This is a genomic window from Nonomuraea terrae, from assembly GCF_004348995.1.
GTDB classification, from domain to species: Bacteria; Actinomycetota; Actinomycetes; order Streptosporangiales; family Streptosporangiaceae; genus Nonomuraea; species Nonomuraea terrae.
In genome coordinates, this window is record NZ_SMKQ01000002.1 from 83,646 (window position 1) to 109,155 (window position 25,510).

25 protein-coding genes are annotated in these 25,510 nt (G+C 68.5%); 15 read left to right on the forward strand and 10 right to left on the reverse strand.

Annotated features, from left to right (window positions below; translation table 11 throughout):
- The first annotated feature begins 17 nt into the window (after positions 1–17).
- From E1286_RS01335 to E1286_RS01365, 6 genes are all read left to right on the forward strand, one after another.
- Positions 18–1,394 (forward strand): acetamidase/formamidase family protein, encoded by a 1,377-nt coding sequence (locus E1286_RS01335; protein WP_132608325.1) that lies wholly within the window; start codon positions 18–20, stop codon positions 1,392–1,394.
- Between the two features lie 236 nt (positions 1,395–1,630).
- The gene (gene pyrH, locus E1286_RS01340) at positions 1,631–2,347 is read left to right on the forward strand and encodes a UMP kinase (RefSeq protein ID WP_281282605.1); all 717 of its coding nucleotides are present in this window, start codon (positions 1,631–1,633) and stop codon (positions 2,345–2,347) included.
- A gap of 230 nt (positions 2,348–2,577) precedes the next feature.
- Complete coding sequence (locus tag E1286_RS01345) at positions 2,578–3,543, forward strand: hypothetical protein (protein WP_132608329.1); 966 nt, start codon at positions 2,578–2,580, stop codon at positions 3,541–3,543.
- A 278-nt stretch (positions 3,544–3,821) separates the two neighbouring features.
- Positions 3,822–4,835, forward strand: a complete 1,014-nt coding sequence (locus tag E1286_RS01355) for a hypothetical protein (RefSeq protein WP_132608333.1) — start codon at positions 3,822–3,824, stop codon at positions 4,833–4,835.
- 8 nt (positions 4,836–4,843) lie between these two features.
- Positions 4,844–6,109 carry a sensor histidine kinase gene (locus tag E1286_RS01360; RefSeq protein ID WP_165969512.1) on the forward strand — a complete coding sequence of 422 codons (1,266 nt, stop codon included), beginning with the start codon at positions 4,844–4,846 and terminating at the stop codon, positions 6,107–6,109.
- Entirely contained in the window at positions 6,106–6,747 is a 642-nt protein-coding gene (locus E1286_RS01365; RefSeq protein ID WP_132608337.1) for a response regulator transcription factor, read from the forward strand. Before E1286_RS01360 ends, E1286_RS01365 begins: the two co-directional genes overlap by 4 nt.
- Before the next feature lie 82 nt (positions 6,748–6,829).
- Here E1286_RS01365 and E1286_RS01370 read toward each other — a convergent pair whose 3' ends face one another.
- The gene (locus E1286_RS01370) at positions 6,830–7,747 is read right to left on the reverse strand and encodes a serine hydrolase (RefSeq protein WP_132608339.1); all 918 of its coding nucleotides are present in this window, start codon (positions 7,745–7,747) and stop codon (positions 6,830–6,832) included.
- 424 nt (positions 7,748–8,171) lie between these two features.
- Between E1286_RS01370 and E1286_RS01375 the strand changes: the two genes are divergently transcribed.
- Both E1286_RS01375 and E1286_RS01380 read left to right on the forward strand, forming a co-directional pair.
- Positions 8,172–9,035 (forward strand): LLM class flavin-dependent oxidoreductase, encoded by an 864-nt coding sequence (locus E1286_RS01375; RefSeq protein WP_132608341.1) that lies wholly within the window; start codon positions 8,172–8,174, stop codon positions 9,033–9,035.
- Between the two features lie 423 nt (positions 9,036–9,458).
- Positions 9,459–10,679, forward strand: coding sequence for a riboflavin synthase (locus E1286_RS01380; RefSeq protein ID WP_132608343.1), 1,221 nt, complete (start codon positions 9,459–9,461; stop codon positions 10,677–10,679).
- Positions 10,680–10,811: 132 nt separating this feature from the next.
- On the opposite strand, the gene E1286_RS51830 is transcribed toward E1286_RS01380, so the two are convergent.
- The gene (locus E1286_RS51830) at positions 10,812–11,006 is read right to left on the reverse strand and encodes a CGNR zinc finger domain-containing protein (RefSeq protein WP_132608345.1); all 195 of its coding nucleotides are present in this window, start codon (positions 11,004–11,006) and stop codon (positions 10,812–10,814) included.
- A complete protein-coding gene (locus E1286_RS51835; RefSeq protein ID WP_132608347.1) occupies positions 11,000–11,419 on the reverse strand; it encodes an ABATE domain-containing protein in 420 nt (139 codons plus the stop codon). Before E1286_RS51835 ends, E1286_RS51830 begins: the two co-directional genes overlap by 7 nt.
- Positions 11,420–11,776: 357 nt before the next feature.
- On the opposite strand from E1286_RS51835, the gene hemE reads away from it, so the two are divergent.
- Positions 11,777–12,898, forward strand: coding sequence for a uroporphyrinogen decarboxylase (gene hemE / locus E1286_RS01395; RefSeq protein WP_132608349.1), 1,122 nt, complete (start codon positions 11,777–11,779; stop codon positions 12,896–12,898).
- 158 nt (positions 12,899–13,056) lie between these two features.
- Here the strand turns inward: hemE and E1286_RS01400 are convergent, their stop codons facing one another.
- On the reverse strand, positions 13,057–13,974 hold the full coding sequence (locus E1286_RS01400; RefSeq protein WP_132608351.1) for an AraC family transcriptional regulator: 918 nt from the start codon (positions 13,972–13,974) through the stop codon (positions 13,057–13,059).
- A 458-nt stretch (positions 13,975–14,432) separates the two neighbouring features.
- Between E1286_RS01400 and E1286_RS01405 the strand changes: the two genes are divergently transcribed.
- A complete protein-coding gene (locus tag E1286_RS01405; RefSeq protein WP_165969513.1) occupies positions 14,433–14,807 on the forward strand; it encodes an STAS domain-containing protein in 375 nt (124 codons plus the stop codon).
- Between the two features lie 147 nt (positions 14,808–14,954).
- Here E1286_RS01405 and E1286_RS01410 read toward each other — a convergent pair whose 3' ends face one another.
- Both E1286_RS01410 and E1286_RS01415 read right to left on the reverse strand, forming a co-directional pair.
- Positions 14,955–15,956 (reverse strand): SDR family NAD(P)-dependent oxidoreductase, encoded by a 1,002-nt coding sequence (locus E1286_RS01410; protein ID WP_132608355.1) that lies wholly within the window; start codon positions 15,954–15,956, stop codon positions 14,955–14,957.
- Positions 15,957–16,326: 370 nt separating this feature from the next.
- The gene (locus E1286_RS01415) at positions 16,327–17,232 is read right to left on the reverse strand and encodes an oxidoreductase (protein WP_246074296.1); all 906 of its coding nucleotides are present in this window, start codon (positions 17,230–17,232) and stop codon (positions 16,327–16,329) included.
- A gap of 34 nt (positions 17,233–17,266) precedes the next feature.
- Between E1286_RS01415 and E1286_RS01420 the strand changes: the two genes are divergently transcribed.
- Complete coding sequence (locus E1286_RS01420; RefSeq protein WP_132608357.1) at positions 17,267–18,169, forward strand: LysR family transcriptional regulator; 903 nt, start codon at positions 17,267–17,269, stop codon at positions 18,167–18,169.
- Positions 18,170–18,630: 461 nt separating this feature from the next.
- Positions 18,631–19,557, forward strand: a complete 927-nt coding sequence (locus tag E1286_RS01425) for an SDR family NAD(P)-dependent oxidoreductase (RefSeq protein ID WP_132608359.1) — start codon at positions 18,631–18,633, stop codon at positions 19,555–19,557.
- Positions 19,558–19,706: 149 nt separating this feature from the next.
- Here E1286_RS01425 and E1286_RS01430 read toward each other — a convergent pair whose 3' ends face one another.
- The 3 genes from E1286_RS01430 to E1286_RS01440 form a co-directional block, all read right to left on the reverse strand.
- A complete protein-coding gene (locus E1286_RS01430; protein ID WP_165969514.1) occupies positions 19,707–19,916 on the reverse strand; it encodes a hypothetical protein in 210 nt (69 codons plus the stop codon).
- Between the two features lie 182 nt (positions 19,917–20,098).
- Positions 20,099–20,770, reverse strand: coding sequence for a hypothetical protein (locus E1286_RS01435; RefSeq protein ID WP_187368097.1), 672 nt, complete (start codon positions 20,768–20,770; stop codon positions 20,099–20,101).
- Positions 20,771–21,008: 238 nt separating this feature from the next.
- Positions 21,009–21,434, reverse strand: coding sequence for a MarR family winged helix-turn-helix transcriptional regulator (locus tag E1286_RS01440; RefSeq protein ID WP_132608363.1), 426 nt, complete (start codon positions 21,432–21,434; stop codon positions 21,009–21,011).
- Between the two features lie 109 nt (positions 21,435–21,543).
- Between E1286_RS01440 and E1286_RS01445 the strand changes: the two genes are divergently transcribed.
- From E1286_RS01445 to E1286_RS01455, 3 genes are all read left to right on the forward strand, one after another.
- Complete coding sequence (locus tag E1286_RS01445) at positions 21,544–22,437, forward strand: MBL fold metallo-hydrolase (protein WP_132608365.1); 894 nt, start codon at positions 21,544–21,546, stop codon at positions 22,435–22,437.
- A gap of 374 nt (positions 22,438–22,811) precedes the next feature.
- Positions 22,812–23,792, forward strand: a complete 981-nt coding sequence (locus tag E1286_RS01450) for an aldo/keto reductase (RefSeq protein WP_132608367.1) — start codon at positions 22,812–22,814, stop codon at positions 23,790–23,792.
- Complete coding sequence (locus E1286_RS01455) at positions 23,789–24,745, forward strand: D-2-hydroxyacid dehydrogenase family protein (RefSeq protein WP_246074298.1); 957 nt, start codon at positions 23,789–23,791, stop codon at positions 24,743–24,745. The genes E1286_RS01450 and E1286_RS01455 overlap by 4 nt, the downstream gene beginning before the upstream one ends.
- Before the next feature lies 1 nt (position 24,746).
- Here E1286_RS01455 and E1286_RS01460 read toward each other — a convergent pair whose 3' ends face one another.
- Positions 24,747–24,953 (reverse strand): CGNR zinc finger domain-containing protein, encoded by a 207-nt coding sequence (locus E1286_RS01460; protein WP_342776146.1) that lies wholly within the window; start codon positions 24,951–24,953, stop codon positions 24,747–24,749.
- Positions 24,954–25,510 lie beyond the last annotated feature (557 nt).

The following is a 25,510-nucleotide window of genomic DNA, read 5'->3' on the forward strand; positions in this document are numbered from 1 at the left end:
GATTTTCCACGACCGACATGCGGCTGAAACACCGGACGGTCACCGTGGAGCAACCCCCCGGTGATCATCGGGAGGGGCCTGTCCACGCACCCGGGGATCTCCTGGGGTGCCCCTTCAGTGATGGGAGCCCGGCCATTTCCACCAACCACTGGAGCTCGGCGAGTCGGAGAAGCCTGCTGGCCGCCGGTCTGGCCGCAACGATCGGGGCCGGCGTCGCCGCCCCCGCCCAGGCGTCGCCCGGCGACAAGGGCAGCCGCCGCGGTTCCAAGCCCGCGAAGTGGGACCATCACCTCAAATCCACCCCGGACGAACTCCACTGGGGCGGCTTCCCGATCGGCTGGGAGCCCGGCCTCACGATGAGGTCGGGTCAGACCGTCCGCGTCGACACCCTCTCCCACCAGGGCTTCACCAACCCTGACATCCACCCGCGCGACTACTTCGGCGCCTTCGGGGTCGAGCCGGACGAGATCCTGCCCGACGGGCTGGCGTTCTGGGAGACGCTGCCCGAGCGCCAGGCCGCGGGCAGACGGTACGGCGGTCACGTCCTGACCGGCCCCATCTACGTCGAGGGCGCCGAGCCGGGCGACACCATCGTGGTCGACATCCTCGACATCGACACCCGGGTGCCGTACGGCTTCAACAACACCGCTCCCACCGGCGGGGTCATGGCCACGTTCTACCCCGGTTGGCGCGAGGGCGACGAGGGCCTCGACATACCCGCCGAGATCCCGCCCGACCTTCCGGCCGGCGTCTGGCCCGACGTCCGCACCCACCTCTACCGGACCGGCATGCACCGCGGTGAGGAGGTCGTCTTCTTCTCCGACGACATCTTCATCCCGACCCAGAAGTTCATGGGGATCATCGCGGTCGCCTCGCCGACGGGCGAGTTCATCGGCAACACCGAGGGCGAGCCGCCGCCGGCCACCGGCGTGCAGAACTCCACGCCCCCGGGCAAGTTCGGCGGCAACATGGACGTCCGCGACCTCTGCGTCGGCACGAAGCTCTACCTGCCGGTCTTCCAGCCCGGCGCGCAGATCTTCGTCGGCGACCCGCACAGCTGCCAGGGCGACGGCGAGGTCAGCGGCACCGCCGTCGAACACTCCCTCTCCGGCACGTTCCGCATCACCCTGATCAAGAACGTGGCAACCGAGCTCCCGTGGGCCGAGACCGACGACCACTGGATCATGATGGGCATCCACTGGGACCTCGACCGCGCCATGCGGATCGCCGTCGAGAAGACCGTCGACTTCCTCGTCACCACCCAGGACCTGACCGTCCCGAAGGCCTACTCGTTCGCCTCGATCGCGGTGAACTACCACAACGCCGAGGTCGTCGACCGCACCCAGGTCGTCACCGGCTACATCCCGAAGAACGTCTTCAAACGCCGCCGCTGACCCACCGCCAGGCAACCTGCAGTGGGTCGGCAGGCCGGGGCAGCGATCGAGGAGACGAGCGGCCGCTGCCCCTCGGCGACCTCATCCTCGCCGAAGGACTCCCCGCGTCGAAGACAGCTCGCGCGACGTCAGCGCCGGACCGTGCTCGCACGCGTCCGCGGCGGACCTCGTATTCTTGACCGGGTCGCCGACCGTGCGGCCGTGAAGGGAACGTCGTGCGCCGTTATTCACGTGTCGTGGCCAAGTTGAGCGGCGAGGCGCTCGCGGGAGACGCCGGTTGGGGCACCGATCCCGCCAGCCTGGCGCAGTTGGCGGATGAGATCCTGTCGGTTCACGAGCTCGGCGTCCAGGTCGCGGTCGTCATCGGCGGTGGCAATTACTTCCGGGGCAGGATGGCCGAGGGATGGGGCATCGGCCGGGCCGAGGCCGACAACATCGGCATGCTCGGCACGGTCATGAACGCGCTGATGATGCGCGGCGTGCTCACCGCACGTTCCACGACAGATGTGCGAGTGATGACCGCGGTGCCCATGCAGAGCGTGGCAGAGCCCTTCATCCGGCTCCGCGCCGACCGTCACCTGCGCCGTGGGCTGATCGTGCTGCTCGCCGGCGGCATCGGCCAGCCGTACGTCACGACGGACTATCCCGCGGTCCAGCGGGCTCTGGAGCTCGACGCGGATGCGCTGCTGGTGGCCAAGCGCGGTGTCGACGGCGTGTACGACAGCGACCCGAACATCAACCCCGACGCGAAGCGGTACACCACCCTCACATACCGGGAGGCTCTGGCGGCCGGCGTGAAAGTCATGGATGAGAGCGCGTTCGTGCTCGCCAACGAGCAGAGGCTTCTCATGCACGTCTTCGATGTGGCGGCAAAGGGCGCGATGAAGGCGATCTGCGAGGGCGAGGACGTGGGGACGCGGATCACCCACGATGCGGTGGCCCCGCGGGCATGACGCGTGTGATCGAGAATCCACGAAACCCCTCAACGAGAGGCGGCAGCCCTCCGGATGAATCCCGTCCATAACCGCGATCCGCAGGCCCCGATTAAGAATCGCCGAGAACACTCGGATACCCCATGAACTGGGGCCCGGTCCGGCCATCGCCTCATGTCAATTAGTGCTACAAATGACCGTCCATGGGGATCTTTCGCCGCCGGAAGTTATCGCGGTATGCCAGTGAGAACATGGTCGTCGGGCGCACCTGGACAGACGCCGCTCTGGACGCCGGCGTCGAGTTGGTGAGCCAGGGGCACCTTCAAGCGGGGATCGCCCTGCTCTCGGAGACTCATGACGATCCTGAGCTGCGTTCGCTGAGGACGGAAGCGCTCGGTGACGCCGCGATCGGCCGGAGCCGGGAGATCATGGAGTTGCTGGACGAGGCCGACCATCCGGCGGACGTCCTCCTGTGGCTCGGCCGTACGATCATCAATGAAGCGTGGGCCATTCGCGGCGGTGGTTACGCCTCCACGGTCGGCAGCGATCGGTTCAAGATGTTCTTCGCCACTTTGTCCACCGCGCATGAGCCGCTCATGGAGGCGGCCCGACTGCGTCCGGACGATGCCGTGCCGTGGGAGTCCATGATCTGGTACGGCCTGGGCATGCAACTCGACCGGTCGGAGGAAGATGCGATCTGGGCCGAGATCACCTCTCGGTGCGACACCCTGTTCTCCGCCCATTGGGCCAGGCTCCAGGCGGTGAGCGCGAAATGGGGCGGGTCCCATGAGGACATGTTCGCGCACGCCCGTAGCGCGGTGGCGCTGGCTCCACCGGGCAACCCGCTCACGGCCATGCTCGCGTTGGCGCATCTGGAGTACCTGCTCGCCGAGGAGACCCGGCTGGTGCAGGAGAGCACATTGATGGCCTACATGAAGTTCAGCATGGCCTACTTCTCCGAGACGGTGCTCAGCGAGTTGAAGGAGGCCGAGAGCCGCTGGACGACCGGCAAGCGGTCACATGTACGAGATGTCGACGCCCACCACCTGTTCGGTGCGATCTTCTTCCAGACCAGGGACACGTACGACCTGGCCGCACGGCATCTCTCCCAGGTAGGCAACCGGGTCGGGGAGGCCGCACCGTGGGGTTACCGCGGCGACCCGGCCGAGGAGTTCGGCAAGGCCCTGCAGAAGCTCAAGCTTCCCCTTCCCCATTAGGACTCTCGCTGTCATGGCGGAGTGAGCGCTTTTCGTCCTCCGGCTGCGTGGTGATTCTGAAGGACTGCGACGGCCTTGCACAGGTAGCCGGCCTTGCCGGGGCTGCAGCGGAGCTTGCGGAGAATGCGCCAGCTCTTGAGCTGCGCATGTGCACGTTCGCCCGGGCCGCCGCGGCTGAGAGGTCCTCCTCTGGGACGACGCCGTCGCGACCTCCGGAGGAGTCGGCCAAGACCCGGTGACGATGTGCGGGGCACCGCCGCGGCGGCAGATTGGGCCGGGTGAACACCTCTCCTCCAGGAAACCGCCGTACGATCGTGCCGGTCCTGATCACCGCCGTATGGTCGGTGGGTTATCTGCCCCTCGGCCTGCTCTGGGCTCTCGGAGGGCCCGGATATCCGTTCGACGCCGGCCGTGCGGGGGCGGGCAACACCCTGCTCGACCCTCTTCCGGCGGCGGCCGGCGGCGGCGTGCTGGCGATGTCGGCGCTGGTGGCCGGCGTCGTCGCCGTGCTCGCCACCAGAGGCCCGCTCAACCGGGCCCCCGCCGTTGTGGCCGTCGTGGCCGGCGTCGGCCTGGCGGTGCTCCTGCCCGACGTGCGCATCATGATGACCGCCGGGTACCTGCCGGTGATGCTGGCCGCCGCACTCGCCGGCCAGGCCGAGTTCTCGATGATCGCGACCATGCTGACGTGGCCCAGCGTCAACCTGCTCATCCTGATGGCGGCCGGCGTCAGCCTGATGCTCTTGGGGACGCGCGCGCTGATCGGAGGGCCCGGGCGGTCCGGCAGCGCCACCGGCGCGCTACGGATCGGGCGGTATGCGACCGCTGTCGCGGTCGCCGTCCCCGTCGTCTACGCCGTCACCCGCTTCGGCTGGCTCCTGGGCGTGCCCGTCGGCATCAGCGACCAGTTCCTGGCCTACATCGCCGAGATCACCCCGATCGGCGCCGGTCTCAGCACGCTCGGTCTCGTCGGCGCGGTCCTGACCGTCGGCCTGGTCCGGCCGTGGGGTGAGAGCTGGCCGCGCTGGGTGCCGTTCCTGCGCGGGCGGCCGATCCCGGCGCGATTCCCCGCCTACTCGGCTCTGGCCGTCTCCCTCCCCATCACCTCCGCCGGACTGATGTACGTCCGCAAGAAGCTCACCGGCGAGCAGGTCGGCCCGGCGGGGGCGGCCGACGAGCTGGGCGCCTGGCTGCCGGAGATGTTGTGGCCGCTGTGGGGTGTGGCCCTGGCGGTGGCCGCGCTGGCGTACCTCTCCCGCCGCCGGCACCTCGCTCAGGCACGCCGACCATAATGGTGGGCGTGCGTGAGTCCCCGTCCCCTGCCGGCGCCGCGGTGGACTCGTTTCTCAACCGGCATCAGGTGAGCGCCGATGCCGTGCTCGCCGTCCTGCTCGTCCTGCCGCTCGGCCTGGTCTCGTTGAGCCTGCTCCGGGCCTCGGACAGTCCCCTGTCGCTCCGCCTGCTCGCGGGTCTCGGCCTGCTGGTGCTGCATGGTTGCGTCGTTCCGCGTCGGCTGCGCCCGCTGGCGGCGTACGGACTGGCCGCCGCGGCGATGCTGCTGCTGGTGGCGCTGCCGCCCCTGCACGACCCGGGCGGCGCCTACTATCCGGCGGTGCTGCTGCCGAGCACGCTGGTCTTCGGGCTGCTGCTCTACACGGCGTCCGGCCGGCTCGAACTGCTGCCCAGCCTGGTCTGCCTGGCCGTCACCCTGACGGGAGTGGTCCTGGTCCTGGCGCGTCTGTGGAATCCGGCCTCGTGGGGCGGCTCGTCGGGCTCCTACGAGCTGGTCGCGTGGCGGATCGGGCTGTCGGTCGGCCTGGTCGCCGCGGCGGCGTGCCTCTGGTCGCTGGGGCGTCTCAGCCGGATGCGGGTGTTGTTCCTGTCCGAGCTCAGAGCGAAGGCCGGGCGCGCCGAGGCCGACCGTGCGCGGGAGCGGAAGGAGGCGGCGCGGGCGGAACGCGACCGCATCAGCCGGGAGATGCACGACGTGGTGTCCCACTCGCTCGCCGTCATGGTCAGCCAGGCGGAGGGCGGCAGGCTGTCCGATCCGGACTCGCCCGGGGCGGGTGTGTTCGCCACCATCGCCGGGGTCGGGCGCGAGGCCCTGCGCGACATGCGCGGGCTCCTGGGCGTGCTGCGCGCCGACGGCGGCACCGCTCCGCAACCGGGCCTCGGCGACCTCTCCGACCTGCTCGACCATGTGCGAGATACGGGCGTACGCGTCACCGTACAGGAGGTCGGGGACGCCCGGCCGCTGCGCCCCGCCGTCGACCTGACCGCCTATCGCGTCATCCAAGAGGGGCTGACCAACGTCATCAAGCACGCGGGGGAGACGGCCTCGGCCGACATGACGCTGGCGTGGCGCCCGGACGGACTGCACATCACCATCACGAACGACGGCGCCGGGCCGCCCGCCGAAGAGGCCGGCGTCGGGCTGACCGGGATGCGCGAACGTCTCAGCATGGTGGGAGGCACCCTGGAGGCCGGCAGACGCCCCGGCACCGGCTTCGAACTGTCGGCCACCGTGCCCTATGAGCCGAGGAGTCTTCCATCATCAGGATCATGATCGTCGACGACCAGGAGTTGCTGCGCAACGGCCTGACCATGGTCGTCAGGTCCCAGCCCGACGTGGAAGTGGTCGCCGAGGCCGCTGACGGCCTGGCGGCCCTGAAGGCGTTGGAGTCGCGGCGCGTCGACGTGGTGGTGATGGACATCCGTATGCCCCGAATGGACGGTGTCACCGCCACCCGGGAGATCCAGCGGCTGGACGACCCGCCGAAAGTGCTGGTGCTGACCACGTTCGACCTCGACGAGCACGCCCTGGCCGCGCTGCGCGCCGGTGCGAGCGGGTTCATGCTGAAGGACGCGCCAGGAGAGGAGATCGTCGCTGCGATCCGGCACGTGCACCGGGGCGACTCGATCATCGCGCCCGCCACGACCCGGCGGCTCATCGGGCGGCTCGTCACGAAGGCCGACACCGACCCGGACGCCGTGCTCAACGTGCTCACGGAGCGCGAGCGTGAAGTCTTCCTCAGCCTGGCCCGAGGCGCGTCCAACGCCGAGATCGGGGCCGAGCTGTTCTTGTCGGAGACCACGGTCAAGACGCACGTGGGGCGCATCCTGACGAAGCTCGGGCTGCGCGACCGGGTCCAGGCGGTGGTCATGGCGTACGAATCCGGCGTTGTCATTCCCGGCGAGCGTTAGACACTGGCACCGATCAAAACAAGTGCTTGTCTGTGTGAGCCTGAAGATGGAGGGGATGAGGTGTGCTCACCCCCTCCGGGAATCAGCCGGCGGCAGCCGGTGCTGGGTGTCCAAGCCCGTGGAGATGGTCGTAGACGGCCAGTCCGATGTTCTGCACGATCGGGTTGCCGATCCGCTGAGCCTCGTTGTAGCTGGTCGTCGTGGTCACCTCGGTGAGCACGACGACCGCGGTCTCATGCCCGGGGACCAGGAAATAGCCCACATCGTGGGTGACGTTGCCGGTCTCTCCGGTCTTGTGAGCGATCGGCTTGCCGGCCAGAACCGCCCCGAACTTGGTGTCGACCTCCTGGTGCAGCATCCAGTCCGCGATCTGGTCCGTGGACGTGCGCGAAAGGAGCCGGCCGGAGTACGTCGCCTTGAGCAGCGAGAGCGTATCCGCGGCATCGATGGCATTCGTCGGAGCGGTGATGAGATCGCCCGGGAACATCTGCCGGTTGAACTTCATCGTCTTCAGCCCGAGATCGTCCAGCAGCGCCTGAACCGTCGGTATCCCGACGTAGTACAGCAGGACGTTCGTGGCGGTGTTGTCGCTGACGACCACCATCCGGCGCGCGAGTTCACGCACTGTGGTGTTGAACGGCATGTGCTCGTTCTGGATGGTGCCGCTTCCCCCCACGACCATGTACGGCGAGACCGTCACCGGGGCGTCGAGCGAGATGAGGCCGCGGTCGACCTGTCGCATCAGGGTGGCCAGCAGGGAAAGCTTGATGACGCTGGCCGGGTTGTAGGAGGCCACCGAGCCGAGGATCGCGCTCTGGCCGTTGGGACGGCTCAGGTCCGCCAGACCGACCGAGACCCGGACGCCGTGTGCCGCGGCATCGTCGACGAGCGGCTGCACGATGCCGGTCAGCTGCTTGAGGTCCGTCTTCTGCGGATCAGCGGTCGCCGGGGAGACGAACAAACCCACGCAGACCGTCAGCACGGCGGCGACGATCGCCACGCGACGTAGACGCAGGCCCATTGATGTCTTTCCGGCCGCTTGATGGCGAACGTCTGTGTGTCTGGACCTGCGCTGCACGAAAACCGTCCTTCGAAAATCTGGATTAAAGGAAACAGAAAGCACGGAAGTGGCATGTCCTAAAATGCCGAATCAGACGCTATGATCACGGCATTTCAGCATTTTTTCCGAAATGTAAATGTCAGGGTTTTCGGGGTGCCGTACAAGAAAAATCCGCGTGGCTCCTCAAGGCGCCGCGGAACCACCGACTCCACGCCCGTTACGTGGCCCTCAACCTCGGCCTGCGGCGAGCACCCGGCGACCGGTCGATGGTCACGACGCGCGCTGCCCCCGGAGGTGAACGGGCTGGAACGCCGGATGGGGACCTGCTCCCGAGCATGAGGACGACCTGAGGGAGTATGCGAAGATGCGTTTTTCGATCAACATCCCGAACTTCGGGGACTTCGCGGACGCCAGGACCGTGGCATCGGTGGCCGTGGCGGCGGAACGTGCGGGCTGGGACGCGTTGTTCGTCTGGGACCACCTCGTGCATCGCAAGCAGCTCCGCCGCACCTTCGGCGATCCATGGATGCTGCTGACCGCCGCGGCGCTGGCCACCTCGCGGATCCGGCTGGGCACGCTGATCACCCCGGTCGCCCGCCGCCGTCCTCAGCAACTGGCCCGCCAGGTGGCCGCCCTCGACGCGCTCAGCGGCGGGAGGGTGATCTTCGGGGCGGGTCTGGGCGCGCCGATCGACGACGAGTTCGGCAGTTTCGGGGAGCCGACCGACCCGGTCGTGATCGCCGAGCGCCTGGACGAGGGGCTGGACCTGCTGCGGCGCTACTGGTCGGGCGAGCCGGTGAACCATGAGGGCCCGCACTTCCAGGTGCGTGACGTGACCCTGCTGCCCGCCACGGTGCAACGCCCCCATCCGCCGGTCTGGATCGCGGGGTACTGGCCGCGTCAGCGTCCGATGCGCCGAGCCGCCCGCTGGGACGGCGCGGTGCCGCTGTTCGCCTCCGCCACACACGGCGAGGCCCCGCCCGCCGACGAGGTCCGCGACCTGGCCGCCTTCGTCCACCGGCACCGCGACCCCAGCCGAGACACGCCCTTCGAGATCGTCGTCGGCGGCGCGAGCCCCACCGACCCCGCCGGGGCGCGCGACCTGATCGGCCCGCTGGCCGACGCCGGCGCGACCTGGTGGGACGAACGGCAGCACATCCGCGGCGAAGACCTCGACAAGCTCGCGCCGGTACTACGCCGTATCGAACAAGGCCCACCGACCGTGTAGCCACGGCGCGTCGCACCTGAACGGCAAGCCAGAGACCGCCTCATCTCACCCGTCACACCGCCGCGACTTCCCGTGAGCTCCTATGCTCCGGGGCGTTGCCGCCGGGCAGGCTCCGGACGGACATCGCACCGATGTTCAGGTCGCACCTCGGCGTCTACGTGCACCGAGGTAGGCGCTGGTTCGTCGTGGGAGCGCCGATCAGGCCGGCCGACCGTTGATCTTGCCGGCTGATGGGTGATATAGGTGGATTGGTGCGATTCCAAGGTGTGGCGGTGAAAGCCCGCCGGTTCCGCTGATCGTGGCGGGACGACTCGGTGTGATTCCGGGCCGCGCGGTGACACCCCGCCACCTCTCGGGCCCGCTCGGCCCCTGACTCCTTCCCGCGGAGAGGACCGTCCTCCCGCTGTCGAGAGGTGGTGTCGCATGTTCACCGGACACATCCAGGAAGTCGGAACGGTGGTGGCCGTCGACCAGGCACGGATCGCGGTCAGAGCGCCCAAGGCCGCCGCGAGCGCGCTGAGCTCGATCTGCCTGAACGGCGTCGGGCTGACGGCCGTTCGAGCCGAGCACGAGACGGACGTCCTGGAAGCCAGGCTTTCTGCCGAGACCCGTCGCCGATCGACCCTCGACGAGATCCAGCCCGGCACGCGGGTCAACGTGGAGGCGCCGCTGACCCTGGGCGACCCGCTGGGCGGTCACCTGGTCCAGGGCAACGTGGACGCCGTGGGCAAGGTCATGAGAGTCGACGACGACGGCACCGCACGGCGGTTGTGGATCAAGCCGCCGGAGCGGTTTCTCCCCCTGGTCGTCCCCAAGGGCCGGATCGCGGTCGACGGCGTCAGCCTGACCGTCGCCGAGGTGTCCCGCGACCGGTTCTCCGTAGCCCTGATCCCCGCGACGTTGCAGGCCACCGCGCTGTCGGAGCTGTCGGCCGGCGATCGGGTGAACCTGGAGCCCGATCTGCTCACCCGCCTGGTGCGGCGCTGGCCGTCCGACCCGGGGCGGGCAGTGAGCGAGGTGGTCGCGGCGCTGCCGTGGGCGGGACGGGTCTCGGGCGGGCAAGGCGTGCAGAAGGCGGTGACGCAGCTCGCGTCCGGAGGAGCCGTGGTGATCTGGGATCCCGACCGGGAGGGCGAGGGCGACGTGGTGTTCGCGGGAGCGCGGTTGCGCCCGGAGGCGTTCACCTTCCTGCTCACCCAGGTCTTCGGCCATCCGACGGTGCCGTGCGCGCCCGAGGTGCTCGACCGTCTGGAGATCGGGCCCATCCCCGGACCCGGTGATCGGCATGGCACCCGGCCGCACGTCCCGGTGGACCTGGCGGCCGGGACCGGCACCGGGGTGTCGGCGGCCGAACGCGCCGCGACCGTGCGCCGCCTGGCCCACCCGGACTCCAGACCCGCCGACTTCCTCCGGCCCGGACACGTCTTCCCACTGGCGGCACGCCCTGGAGGTCTCTCCGAGCGCGCCGGTCATACCGAGGCCACCGTCGCCATGTGCGTGGCCGCGGGGTTGCCGCCCGTCGGGGTGTGTTGCGAGGTCATGAACCCCGACGGGACCATGGCGCGGGCCGCCGACCTGGAGGTCGCCGCCCTGCGCTGGGGCCTGCCGCTCCTCGACGTCGACGACCTCAGGAAGCACCTGTGATCAGAGCGGGCCGCGACCTCTACGAGAGGTCCCCTCCTCTTCGACGGCGCTCGTTGTCGACGACTCCATAGGCTGATGGTCGTCGCCGGAACCGGCTCCCCGAGCTCGATCTGATTCCGGGCCGCCGGTGGTTCACTGCGTTGATTCACGCCTGCGGGCTCGGGAGGCACGCAGATTGGCGGGATTGCCGCAGGATCGGGTGCTGTGCCAGACCCCGTTGTTGTTACGTGTCCGGTCGTAGAAAGTGGCGACGCACCTGGGGTTGGGGCAGATCTTCAGCCGGCGCCACGTGCCGTCCTGCTGGGCGTTGAGGCATTCCGTCAGCACCGCGGAGGCGACCCAGCGCCAGCTTCCCCGGTGGGTGCGGTGACGAACCGTGGCCCGGGCCTGGTCTCGATCGTCACGGCAACGGCCGCGAGGCGCGTGGGGCGGAAGACCTCGTCGGCATCAGCGGGCCCGGAGACGAGCCGGCGGAGTTCCTCTCGGATTTCTCGCAGGGCGGGGAGGTCCTCCTCCGACAGAGAGGGAACGGCCAAGTCCACGCCCCTGGCCTCGCCGAGCGACTCCCCCGCCGCGGTGAGCCACTCCTGTGCGGCGGTGAGGTCGAGGAGCAGGTCCGGGTGTACGTGCCTGGGTGGCGGCCGGCCATCGGAGGTGGAGTTCAGGAGGTCTTGGACGAAGGCCAGACTTCCCGGGGCCGGGACCAGTCCAGAGACACGCTCCGTAGCGATCCACTGCATCTTGTGATCTACCTGTCTTTCCGGCGACCGCGTCTTTCAGTCCTACGGTGACACAGGCGCACCGGGGCGCGGGCGATCGGCATGTGCCGACCGCGCCCCGGTCATCAGCGAAGCCTCAGAGGGATCCCACTCCTGACACAAGATCACGAAGCGTCTTGACCCGACGGCTGAGGCCGGCGTGGTCGTGACGGTGGCGGTGGGCGTCAAGTCGCTGTGTTGTCGATCACTGGTCTGTCGACCGTGCTCTGATCGTTCCAGGTGGTGGGCGTAGGTAGGCTGGTAGCGCACCTTCACGTGTGGGGGTGCGTGTGCTGATCGGGCTGTTGGGGCTCGCGTGTCTGGGCAGGATGGAAGAGCGTGGGCGTCGATATACGGGAAGAGTCGGACGTCGACCAGGTGGCGGGTGAGACGCGGCCGAAGAAGCTGCTGTTGCGTGCGCTTGCGGGCGAGCGCACCGAGCGACCACCGATCTGGCTCATGCGGCAGGCCGGACGCTATCTGCCGGAGTACCACGACGTCCGCGAGGCTGCGGGCGGGATGGCGGGGCTGTGCAATTCACCCGAGCATGCGGTCGAGGTCACCTTGCAACCGCTCCGCCGCTTCACGCTCGACGCCGCGATCCTGTTCGCGGATCTTCCCCAGATCGCGGCGGCGTTGGGGCAGACCTTGGAGTACCGGGTCGGTGACGGGCCCGTCCTCACGCCCCCGATCCGTTCGACTTCGGACATCACCGAGTTCTTGAGCGCGTCCCGCTTGCACGAAGAACTGGCCCCGATCTATGAGACCGTCAGCCAACTCACTCGCGCATTGCCTGACGAGGTCACGTTGATCGGCTATGCCGGCGCGCCATGGACGGTCGCGACTTACATGGTCGAAGGGCGCGGTGGCGGCGGCTCAGAGCACTCCATCGTCAAGCAGTGGGCGCTGAGCGATCCGGCGGGGTTCCAACACCTGATCGACCTGCTCACGGCGGCCATCATCGAGTTCTTGGACCGTCAGATTCAGGCGGGTGCCGAAGCGATCCAACTCTTCGAGAGCTGGGCCGGAATACTCCCCGACCCGCTGTTCCGGCGTTGGTGCGTCACGCCGGTTGCCGCCATCGTCGCGGCGCTGAAGGCGAAGCATCCGAGTGTTCCCATCATCGCCTTTCCGCGCGGCGCGGGGCTTGCCTACAACGGCTTCGCCGAGGCGACCGGCGTGGACTGCGTCGGGCTCGACTCGACAGTACCTGTGGAGTGGGCCGCGCAGAAGGTGCAGCACGAGCTCGGCCGGTGCGTGCAGGGCAACCTCGACCCCCAGCTCCTGGTCGCGGGCGGGCCTGCACTCCACGCGGAAACAGACCGCATCCTGAACGCGCTCAGTGGTGGCCCGTTCGTGTTCAATCTCGGACACGGAATCGTCAAGACCACACCCCCCGAGCATGTGGCCGCTCTCGCCCAGCAGGTACGGTCCTGGTCCGCAGCGCAGCAGAGAGCCTGAACGCGTCGGCGTCGGCTCGTGCGCTCGGCCTACCGGGGCCTAGCCTGGGGCTGAGATCTCCGCTCTGGTAACGGTGTGGATCTCGTGGGCCGTGAACGCAGCAGCAGGCAGAGGCCAACGTCAAGGCCCAGGTTGAGGTAACCCGCCGACTCCAGGCGCTACCGAACTCGATTACGGTGCATCCGGTCCACGTCGTGGCTGGGGGCAACGCCGAAGATCCTGCGATACTCGCGGCTGAACTGTGAGGGACTGCTGTAGCCGACGGTGTAGGCGGCCGTGGCAGCATCGTAGTCGTGGCTGATCATGAGCCGTCGTGCTGCGTAGAGCCGGATTTGCTTCTGGTACTGCAGCGGGGTCATCGAGGCGATGGTCTTGAAATGGTGGTGCAGCGAGGACGGGCTCATGTGGACGTGCCGGGCGAGTTCGGCGATCCGCAGGTGTTCGGTGTAGTGCTCACGGATCCACGTGATCGCCTGGGCGATCTTGTGTGTCTGGCTCTCGGCGAGGACGAGATGACGGAGCCGCATGCCCTGTTCACTGCTCAGTAGCCGGTACAGGAGTTCTTGTTCGATCAGCGGGGCGAGGAACGGGATGTCGGCGGGGGTGTCGAGCAGGCGCACGAGCCGCAGGACCACGTCGAAGAGCGGAGCGGACAAGGCGCAGACGGAGATGGCCGCACCCCCGGGGATCGACCTGGGCGGGGGGAGCCGCATGTCGGCCATCAGGTCGGCCATGCGCTGCAGGTGGAGCTCGTACGCGATGCTCAGATACGGCCGGTCGGGAGTGGCTTCGGTGACCGTACTGATGAGAGGCAGGTCCATGGCGGTGATCAGGCCATGGGTACCGCCGTAGGAGTAGGTGCGCTCACCCAGGACGACCTGCTTGCTCCCCTGAGTGGGCAGCACCAACTGGGCCTTGGCGACGTCGCACTCCGGCTCTGTGGGTGAGGAGTACCGGTACAGCGACATTCCCGGGATGGTGGTGTGCTGCTTGCCGTTGGAAGAGGTCAGCTTCCCGATCAGGGTGGTGAGCTCACCGCGGGCATGTTCCAGCCGTGCGCTGGGCGGTAGCGGCATTGGCGTCATGGTGTATCCCGACAGCGGGTGTCACGTGTGCAGGATTTCCAAAGGGCGTTCTGATACCAGCCTAGGCGCTGGATTCCGCAGGCACTCGGCCGGGCCGCCCGTTCCACGGGTCCCCATCTGCAGGATCGTGCATGATTCTCGGAGCATCTTGCTAGGACGCGCGGTGCTCGGCCGCCTAGCATCGACAAGGGAAGCCGCCGTTCTCGGCAGACAGCTTGGACGACAGCCGCGCACCTCAAGCGCTGCCGCTTCCCGCGAGCAAATCGCGGGTGCGGCGCTCGTCTGGGGCGCCGAGCCTTCTGTCCGGGCGTACCCGCCGGCGCACGGGACGGCGTAGTGGCATCCCCCGTTCTTCCCCATGCCACACAACGCTCACGCGAGTGACTCGGCGCCATATTTGACGAATGTGTCAGATACGGCCGAGTAGATCAGAATGGGGAGCCTGGGGCATGGACAAGCATGATCAGCCGCAGTCGCTGCAGTTTGCGACGCACTCCGCAGCTTGGGGCGCCGTGCTGGCCTTGCGGGGAAGTTTGGATTACGAAACTTCGGCGCGGCTAGGGGTGGCGCTTGAGCGGATGCTCGGACAGCACGATTTGTCCACTGTTGTACTGGATCTGTCGGAGCTCGAGTTCTGCGACTCTTCCGGTATAGGCGCGCTGGCAATGGCGTGGAAGCGGATGCGCAGGGATGGCCGCCACCTGGCTTTGGCCGGTGCTCATGGACTGTGCGGACGGGCCCTGCAACGGACGGGCCTCCACCAGGTCTTCGCGCAGTACCCCACGTTGGCGGAGGCCGATGCCGCGCTGTCTGCGAGACGGTGACGACGGCAGAAGGCAGATCCATGCGTCCCTGCCGATGTCCCCGATGGGCGGCACGCCCGGACGGCGCGGCGACGTCATCGAGCACGCAACGGGCCAGGAGCCCTGAACAGCTGTGTGGGAGATCAAAGGCCCAGGCCCACTGGAGTATTACACCTTGCTGCCGGTCAACTGTTCGCTCAGGTTCCACAGGCGGTCGGCGAGCTGCGGGTCGACGGCGTAGGACATCACCCCGACGGGTGTCTCCACCCGACCCGTCATCACGTCGATGCTCTCGTCGTGTGAGGTGAGCAGCGGGGAGATCTCGTTGTTCTCGCAGTAGACGCCGCCCATGCCGTCGAGTTGCGGCGCGGTGGCGCACCAGAGGGTGGTCGACGCCCCCTGTTCGGCGGTCTTGCGGCCCGACTGCGGGTCGATGACGCGGTTGCCGTGCTCGTCGACGAGGCCATTCGTTCGCAGATACTCCGGCGTGGTCCACGGGCTGAGGTTGGTGCCGATGATGAGGCCCGGGTGCAGGGAGAAGCCGCGGATGTCGTCGGCCTCGCCGCGCTGGTCCAGCCCGACCGCGAACAGGATGTTGGCCGTCTTCGACTGGCCGTAGCCCAGCCAGCCGTCGTACTCGCGTCGTTCGAAGTTCGGGTCGTCGAAGACCACGGGCGAGAGGTGGTGTGCCCAGGCCGAGACCGTGACTACCCGCGCGCCCCTGGCCCGGCGCAGGGCGGGCCAAAGCCGTGTGGTGAGTTGGAAGTGTCCCAGGTGGTTCGTGGCGAACTGCGCCTCGTACCCTCGGGCGTCCCGGGTCAGCGGTACGTTCTGGATCCCCGCGTTGTTGACCAGGATGTGCAGCGGCCGCCCGGTGGCGAGGAACCTGTCGGCGAACGCGTCGATCGAGGCCGGATCCATCAGGTCCAACTGGTCGATCTCGACGCCGTCGATCCCCGCGAGCATGTCGCGGGCACGGCCTGGGGAGCGCACCGGAACGACGACGGTGGCGCCGGCAGAGCGCAGGGCACGGGTGGTCTCCAGGCCGAGGCCGGAGTGGCCGCCGGTGACGATTGCGGTTCTGCCCGAGAGGTCTATCCCCTTGATGACGTCGGCAGCGGTGGACGCGGCGCCGAAACCGGAGCCGATCGGTTGTTGTGGACTGGGCATGTCAGATTTCTCCTTGAAAAAGCTGCTGCAGACCGCGTCTGCCTCGCGCCTCTCGGGCGATGCATGCGCGCTCGTCACGTTTCTGTTCGGCGCGGGTCGCCGTCATGGTCGCGTTCCGCGGCGGTGGTCCTCGCGGCGTGGGTGAGCAGAACGCCGATGGTGAGGACGTCGGCCAGTTCGGGCACGGCCTCGATCAGCTGTCGATGTCGCAGGCCGGCGCAACCGCGGGATGCGGCCGGGAGACGGGTCGCGACGGCGAGAATGCGGCGGACGTCGTCCTTGTTGGCTTTCGGTATCGCGTTCTGCGGGGCCGTGTTGTCTTCAAGGACGCCACCACACGCCCCCGGTCACGGAGAGACGGGTGCAGACGTCACGACATCGCTGTCGAGCGGCTGAGCGTCTCCCAAGTGACCATGTCGGCCAGCAGGGACTCGTGGTGGGCCCGCAGCGCATCGACCGCGTCGCCGCCGAGTACGAGGCGGAGCGGCGGGTTCTCGGCGTCGAGCACCTTGATGATGGCCGCGGCGCCCTTCGCGGGGTCACCTGGTTCTTTGCCCGCGGTAGCCGCGACCATCTGCCGGAGACCCCCCGAGGTCGCCTGGTAGGCCGGGTTCTCGGGGGCCAGAACCATGTTGTCGGTGATCTTGGTGCGGAACATGCCCGGTTCCACCAGCAGTACCCGAACGCCCAGGGGTGCCAGTTCACTCGACAGCGCCTCGCTGAATGCCTCGAGCGCGTGCTTCGCGGCGTCGTAGCCGCCCAGCCCCGGGTAGGTCATCCGGCCGCCCAGCGAGCTCATCTGCACGATCGTCCCGCTGCCCTGCTCGCGCATCAGGGGGACGATCGCCTTGGTGACCTCCGCGGCACCGAAGAAATTGACCTCCATCAGCGAGCGCAGCTGCTCCATCGAGGTTTCCTCGACGGCCCCGATCATGGTGAACCCGGCGTTGTTCACCAGGACGTCGATGCGACCGAACACAGCCAGCGTCGCCTGTGCCGCGGCCTGGACGGATGCCGGGTCCGTGACGTCCAGTGCCGCCGTGCTGACCCGGTCGCCGCCGATCTCCGCAAGGTCGGCGAGCGTCTCCGGGCGGCGCGCGGTGGCCATGACCCGGTCGCCGGCGGCCAGCGCGGCCAGCGCGACCTCCCGGCCGAACCCGGTCGAGCAGCCCGTGATCAACCAGACGCGGCCCTGCGTTTCGTTCGTCATTCCCATGCCCTTCAACGTGGTGTTTACCGAGGTCAATGGTGGTTGTGGAACGCCAAAGCCGTCCAACACCTACTACCTGTCGCGGTTGTAGGATTTTCTTGTGACCCCTGATCTTCGGCAGCTGAGGTATTTCGTCGCCGTCGCCGAGGAGTCCAGTTACACACGCGCTGCCGAGCGACTCATGATCAGCCAGCAGTCCCTGTCCCAGCAGATCGCCCTGCTGGAACGCATGCTCGGTGCGAAGCTGTTCGACCGCGACACCCGGGGCACCAGCCTGACCGCTGTGGGTGTGCTGTTCCTCCCCGAGGCCCGTGCGGTGCTCGAGCGAGCCGACGAAGCCATCGACGTCGTGGCACGAGCCGTGCGTGGCGAGGTCGGCAGCCTCCGCCTCGCCTTCCTCGCCACCACCACGAACTACCTGCTTCCCCCGGTGGTTCGTGCCGTCCGGCAACGACTGCCGGGAATCAGGCTGACGACGGAGGAGACAACGATCGCACCTCTGGTTGAAGGCGTACTCAAAGGCCGCTACGACGTCGCGTTCACCCGGCCTCCGCTGGTGGCCGGTCTGGAGACCAGGACGCTGATCAGCGAGCCGGTATGCGCCGTCCTGCCCGAGGAGCATCCGCTCGCCGGACGATCCGAGTTGACGCTGGGTGAGCTGGCCGGCGAACGGTGGGTGCTGACCCCGCGGAGCTCATGGGAGCCTTGGCACCAGGCGTTCGACCACTCTTTCCGTACGGCGGGATTCACCCCTGACGTGGTCCAGCGGGACACGAGCGTGCAAGGGCTTCTCGGCCTCGTGGCGGCCGGTGTCGGGATAACCCGGCTCGCCAGGTCCGCGAGCAGTCTCCGGCGCACCGGTGTGGTGTTCGTACCGCTGACCGGTGAGTTCGTGCCCACCGAGATGGTCTGGTTGTCCGGCGACACCTCACCCGCGTTGCGCGGTCTGCTGGACGTGGTCACCGAACTGGCCGCTTCCACCGACCTCACCGAGTCCGGCTGACCCCCACGCCGCACCTGCCCGGACCAGGGGCCACCGCGTCCATCGCGTGGAGCCGGCAACAGGCGCAAAGGGAGGTGCTCCGAGCACCGCAATGAGCTCACAGGATCGGGCTGTGACCGTTGCAGGCAACTCATGTTGGACGGAGCAAGCCGCGCCCCGACACAATTGCCCTTGTCAACCACTGTGCTGACGAGATGCGCTGCCGGCGGCGGCCTGGCCACGTTCGCATTCCGCATCACCGACCCCGACAACGGGACGAGCGCGGCTGCTCCACAGCGACTACCCGGCCGCAGCGGACCGGCACCGAACACGCTCGACCCCAGGTGCCGCCCTGACCGCCCGTCCACGAGCTGCCACAGGGCTCGCACCACCGCGACTGCGCAGGTGGATGCGGCCCCGCCCCACCGTGCCGCCGACGACGACTTTCTGCGACTCGGCGCCATCCGACAAGGAACATTCTCATGACCGTGCTCATCACCACACCGTTCAACGCTGACAGCACCGCTGCCGACGTTGTCGCCGGCCGAGACCTGTCCGGGCAGCGAGCCATCGTGACCGGAGCGTCCTCGGGGATCGGGATCGAAATCGCCCGGGCACTCGCCTCAGCCGGAGCGGAGGTGACCTTGGCTGTGCGCGATACCGGTGCCGGCGATCAGGTCGCCCGGGACATCGCGGCGAGCACCGGCAACGCAACGGTCCGCGTCGCGCGCCTGGACCTGTCCGACCTCAAATCGGTGGGCGCGTTGGTCGCGGCCTGGAGCGGCCCCCTGCACATCCTGGTCAACAACGCCGGCGTGTGCTTCCCACCCGAGACACACAATGCTCAGGGCCTGGAGACGCAGTTCGCCGTCAACCACTTGGGGCATTTCGCGCTCACCACCGGCTTGCACCCGGCGCTCGCTGCTGCCGGACGCGCGCGATTGGTCACCCTCAGCTCGGATGCCCACATCTACGGACCCGTCGACTTCGACGACCTCAACTTCCGCGATCGGCCGTACGATCCAGTCGTCGCCTACGGCCAGTCCAAGACCGCCACCGCGCTGTTCGCCGTCGAGGCCCAGCGGCGCTGGTCCGCCGACGGTGTCACCGCCAACACCGTGCACCCCGGGCCGATCAGGACCAACCTCGACCGGCACCTGAGCGCTGCGGCCCAGGCCGCGCTGCCCGACTTCGACTACCGGACGGCCGAGCAGGGCGCGGCCACCCCGACCCTTCTGGCCACCTGGCCCCCTCTGGAAGGCAAGGGCGGAATGTACTTCGAGAACGGCAACCAGGCCGTACGCAACGAGCCCGGCCAGAGCACCGGAGTCGCAGACCACGCACTGGACCCCGAAGCGGCCGAGCGCCTGTGGCACGTATCCCTCGACCTGCTCGCCGCCGCCCGCTGAGCCAGGGACGACAACGCCGCGCGCTCGCAGAGATCATGGCCCAGGTCCGCTGACAGACATCCGGACACGCCCACCCGCCTCAGCGACCACGACGTCGTTCAGGCGGCCGCCAGGAGCATGTCGAGGCGGGGCCGCGTCCCGCCTCGACCTCAGCCGCGCGTGCGGATCAGCATGACGAGCCCGGCGATGAACGACCCGAGCAGGACCGGCGACACGACCGCGAGGCCGCCCCACACGACGAGGCCGAGATAGCCGAGCGCGGACGAACTGTGCGTCGGGTCGGCGTCAGCGGCCGCGAACAGCCCCAGGCCGAGGACGACACCGGCCACCGTGAGCGCGATCGGCGTCCACAGGAGCACGTGGGCCCACAAACGGTACCTCCGACTGTAGACACGCCGGGCCGACCGCACGTTCGGCTGTGGGGGATACCCGACGGATTCGCTCATGCCCCATTTGTACCAGCCCGCATGGTCCCCACACCGGACAAGACTCCCATCCCCCGCCTCCCACCGCCGCGTCACGGGCGAGCCGCACCGGCCCGTCAGTCCTTCCTGCGGTCCCAGGGGTCGCCGATCCAGCCGTCGAAGGACGGGATCAGGGCCGCGAGGGCGGCTCCGAGCCGCCAGTCCAGCTCCGGTGCGAACAGATGCACCGTGTCCCCGGACGACCTGAACTCCAGCGGGACCTGTCCGCCGGAGCGCCACTTGATGCGGCGGGGGCCACGCGGGTAGTCGCCGCCGCCGTTGAACAGGGCGGCCACGAGGATGATCGGCAGCAGGGGCGAGCACAGCCACCACACGCACCACCAGAAGAGCCGGCCCTTGTATCCCACCGCGTCCGGGCTGCCGGCCCGGCTCACCGTCCAGCGTGAGCGCAGTCCCCGGCTGAACGCCTTGTCGCGGGTGAACATACCGAGCGGTTCACCCTGCGGGCCGAGCACCTGGAACTGTGTCCGCCCGCTGCCCGCGGAGACGGTGACCAGGGTGGCGACCCTCGCCTGGCGGTGCTCGTCCGCCCACAGGACGAAGGAGCGGGCTCCCGTCTTCCGGACCGCGAGGTAGGCGGATATGCCGTTGGGCGGCAACTCGCGTTCCACATAAGCGACCGGCCGCGAAGTTCCCGATCCGTCGGAGAAGCTGATCAGGCAGTCGAGCTGCCCGCCAGGGGCGGTCCTCAGTCGCCGCAGCGCTTGTAAGTTGAGAGTACGGGTCACCCGACGGGCTCCTTCACGCGTGTCTGTGTCGAACGATCAGCACGAAGGTACGCCCACGCGGTCCCAGTTCGCTCATCCGTCCGCGCCCGTCCAGGGCGAGTGCGTCGGTGATGCAGGAGGCCAGTCCTGCGTGCCGCCGGTCCGCGCGTTCGTGGTGAGCGCCGAAGTCGTGGGCGAGGACGGCTCCCGATGAACTGACCGCGGCGGCGGCGCCTCCTTGAAGGCCTGTCAGAGCAGGTTAGCGGATGAGGGCGCGTGTGAGGAGCTGGTGCAGGACGTCCTGCTCTTCGGGGGCCAGGGGGGCCAGGGGGGAGTCTTCGGAGAGCAACTCGAGGAGGCGCTCGCGGATTTCGGTGCCCTTGGGGGTCAGGACGAGCTGCTTGGCGCGGCGGTCGTCAGGGTGTGGATGGCGTTCGAGGTAGCCCTGCTCTTCGAGGCGATCGGCGACGAAGGTGGCGTTGGAGGGCTCGCAGCTCATCCGTTCGGCGAGTTCGCGCAGGGTCATGGGGTGGGTCAGCTCGCACAGCGCGGTGCCCTGTGAGGCGGTCAGACCGAAGGTGGCAGCCCGGACCCGAAGGTGAACTTCGATGTGACTGGCCAGGCCCTTGACCAGCCCGCACAGCAGGCGGTCGGCTTGAGCTGGGGTCTCGCGCTCGGTGGCCACGGCATAACTTTACTACAACTCGAATGCTTGCAATTAGAATCGTTCTAGTTGTAACTTTTCGCTCGTGCCGCCGCCCGGCGGCACCCCTTCGAGCACGAGGTAGGACCATATGGCCCCGACCACCGATTTCGACCGCGTACGGCTGACCAGCGCACCACGCGTTCGTTCGCTCCACCTGGGCGAACTGAAGATCACCTACGTCCCGGACGGGCTGTGCCTGTGCAAACCGCACGGCTGGCTGACCGGCACCACCGACGCGGACTGGGCGGCCAATCGCGATCATCTCGACGACGGCGGCTTCCTGCCCGCAGCCATCGGCGGGTTGCTGGTCGAGATGGGTGACCGGGCGCTACTCATCGACACCGGGTACGGACCCGAGTCCCACCCCGACGACCCGGCCAACCCGGTCATAGGAAGCATCTACGGCGGAGAGATGCTGGACGGCCTGCGGCGGCTGGGCCGCGAGCCACGCCAGATCGAGGCCGTCGCCATCACCCACCTGCACCTCGACCACCTGGGCTGGGCCTGGAGCGCCGAACCCGGCACCGATGCGCCACCGTTCGCGCACGCCACCCACTTCGTCGCGGCACCCGAGTGGGAGCGGCGCGACCTGGCCGCCGAGGCCGGGGCGACCGAGGAACGTCTGGCCGCCTTCGCACCCCGCGTCCGTACGGTCGAGGACGGCGAGGAGATCTTCCCCGGCGTGCGGGTTTCGTTCTCGGCTGGACACACCTTCGGCCACACCACGTACACCATCACCGGCGGCGGCCGGCGGCTCGTCGCGTTCGGCGACGCAATGCACGCGCCGGTCCAGGTCACCCACCCCGAATGGGGCTGCACGCTCGACCACGACCCCGCCGAAGCCACCGAGCACCGCCGCCGGCTGGTCGAAGAGCTGAGCCGCCCCGACACCATTGGCTACGGCAACCACTTCGCCGACGTTGTCTTCGGACGCGCCGAGCGCCGCCCCGACGGCCGGTTCACCTGGGTCCCCGTAGCCTGATCGTTCGCCACCCGGGGTGCGAACCTGTAACGGGCCGCGCCACCGCGCGCCGAGGAGCCGCCATGCTCACGGCCGCGCACCGCATCAACAGCAGACCCCCATCGCCGCCGACCTGCACCTGTCGCGCACGACACCCGGCCTGGCGATGAGCGCCATGAGCGCCTCCACGCGACTTCCGACTCGCCGAACGCCTGGCCGCACATCTCACGAGCAACAGGCGACCGTCCTCGCCGCCCTGCTGCTCCGGCCCGCCCCGTACGTAACCAGCGACGCCGCCCGGCGCGAGTGATCGACGACAGTGCCGGCGATGAGCAGCGGAGCCGTTCGCAGTGCTCAGCAAGTCGTACACCTTCCTAGAGAAACAGAGAACTGTCATGAAGCACATCAAGCTGGGGGACCTGGATGTCTCCCGTATCGGCCTGGGCTTGGTATCGATGTCCTACGCCTACACAGGAGCCGGTACGGACGACGCCGAGTCGATCCGCACCATCCACCGGGCCCTTGAACTGGGTGTCACTTTCCTCGACACCGCCGAGGTCTACGGCCCGTACATCAACGAGGAACTCCTCGGCAAGGCACTCAAGGGCCGCCGCGACCAGGCCGTGGTGGCGACGAAGTTCGGCATGATCTCCCATGCGCACGGCGGGCCAGGACATCTCGACAGCAGCCCGGCCAACATCCGCACCGCCGTTGAAGGCTCGCTCAAGCGGCTGGGCACCGACTACGTCGACCTGTACTACCAGCACCGAGTCGACCCGAACACACCCATCGAGGACACCGTCGGAACGCTGGCCGAACTGGTCACCGAGGGCAAGGTCCGCCACATCGGCCTGTCCGAGGCCGGGCCCGAGACGATCCGCCGCGCCCACGCCGTGCACCCCATTACCGCGCTGCAATCGGAGTACTCGCTGTGGACCCGGGACCCGGAGGCGGAGATCCTTCCGCTGCTGCGCGAGCTGAACATCGGATTCGTACCCTACTCTCCGCTGGGACGCGGCTTTCTGACCGGGCAGATCCGCTCCACCGGCGGCTTCGACGACACCGACTTGCGCAAGAACAACCCGCGCTTCACCGGCGAGAACTTCCAGCACAACCTGCGCATCGCCGACGAGGTCCAAGCCATCGCCACCGAGGCGGGTGCCACTGCCGCGCAGATCGCCCTGGCCTGGCTGCTGACCCGGGGCGACAACATCGCCCCCATCCCCGGTACCAAACGCGTGGCACGCGTCGAGGAGAACACTGCCGCCGACGCCGTGGAACTGACCGCTGAACAGATCGAGCAGCTCAACAGCCTGCCCCCAGCCATTGGCGACAGCCACGACGAAGCCGGCATGCGCATCATGGAGCGTTCGTGACGCTGCCTGCTTTTCGCTGCGCCGTGCTGGACGACTACCAGGGGGTGGCACTAGGGATGGCCGGGTGGTCCCGGGTCCGGGCCACCAGCTTCCGCGAGCACTTTGCGAGCACCGACGAACTTGTGGCGGCCATCCACGACTGCGAGATCGTGGTCGCCATGAGGGAGCGCACGCCGTTCCCCGCCTATGTGTTCGACCGGCTGCCCCACCTGCGGCTGCTCGTCACCACCGGCATGAGCAACGCCGCCATCGACCTGGAGGCGGCGCGGGCGCACGGCGTCACGGTATGCGGCACGGGCGGCGGCTCGACCTCGACGGTCGAGCTGACGTGGGCGCTGATCCTCGGCCTGGCCCGCCACCTGGTGCCCGAGGCGACCGCCATGCGCACCGGCGGCCCCTGGCAGCACACCCTTGGCACAGACCTGCACGGACGCACCCTCGGGCTGCTCGGCCTCGGCCGTATCGGGTCGCAGGTGGCGGCGATCGGGCGGGCTTTCGGCATGGACGTGCTGGCCTGGAGCCAGAACCTGACGCGCGAGCGGGCCGAGGAATGCGGCGCGCGACCGGCCCCCAATTTGGATGCCCTGCTCGCCGGCTCCGACGTCGTCTCCGTCCACGTGGTGCTCGGCGACCGGACGCGGGGGCTCGTCGGCGCGCGGGAACTGGGCCTGATGAAGCCCACCGCGTACCTGGTCAACACCTCGCGGGCGGCGATCGTCGACCAGTCCGCCCTGGCGTCCGCGCTGCGCGAGGGGCGGATCGCGGGGGCCGGGCTGGACGTGTTCGACGAGGAGCCGCTGCCCGCCGGCCATGAGTTCCGTACGCTGCCGAACGTGCTGGCCACGCCGCACCTCGGCTATGTCAGCGAGTTGAACTACGCGACGTTCTACCGTGACGCCGTGGACGACATCGGCGCCTTCCTCGACGACAGCCCGATCCGGGTGCTGACCTGACTCACTCGACCCTCGTCCTGGCCCGGAAGGCGGCGGTCTTGACGCGGTTCTGGCAAGCCGTCGAGCAGAACCTGCGATGCCGTTGCGGGAGACGTCCAAGTAGACGCGATCGCAGCGCTGGGCCGTACAGACGCCGGGACGGTCGTGGAACTCGCTGCCCGGGGTCCTCCTCGGACCTCGGTGAAGGCAAGCGCGGGATCTTCTCCAAGAGAAGGTGACGCTGCGATCGAGCACCCGGACGAGACGGCCCGCGAGGCGGTATTCCCGGTGGTGCCAGGCGGGGAGAAGACGCTGCGCGCCGCCGGGCTCATCATGCAAGATCCACAAGCTCTCTGTCACAAATGACGCGACAGACGTGACAGACGCGCCGACTCAGACACACGAGTCGGTGCTGTCACTGTTGCTGTCAGCAGACATCAAAAAGCCCCGAACGATGATCCGTCCGGGGCGTCTTTGCTGTTCAAAGCTGGTGGTCAGGGGCAGGGTCGAACTGCCGACCTTCCGCTCGACAAAGCCGCCTTGGGGCGGGGGCTCCTGGTGACGTACGCCGTCTTCGGTGGCGTCGTCGCCTCCGGAGGCGACGCGACGCAGGTCGACGCGCTGTTGCGGTACCAACCGGGAGACACCCTGGTTGCGTCTGCTGGTGAGGTCGCGGGGAAGATCCCGCGCCCTCGGTCCAACTCGTTAGGCAGACGGCGTGTGCAGCAGCCGCTGGATGGCGGTGACCCGTTCGGCAATCATGCGGGTGCCAATGGCTGTCCCGGG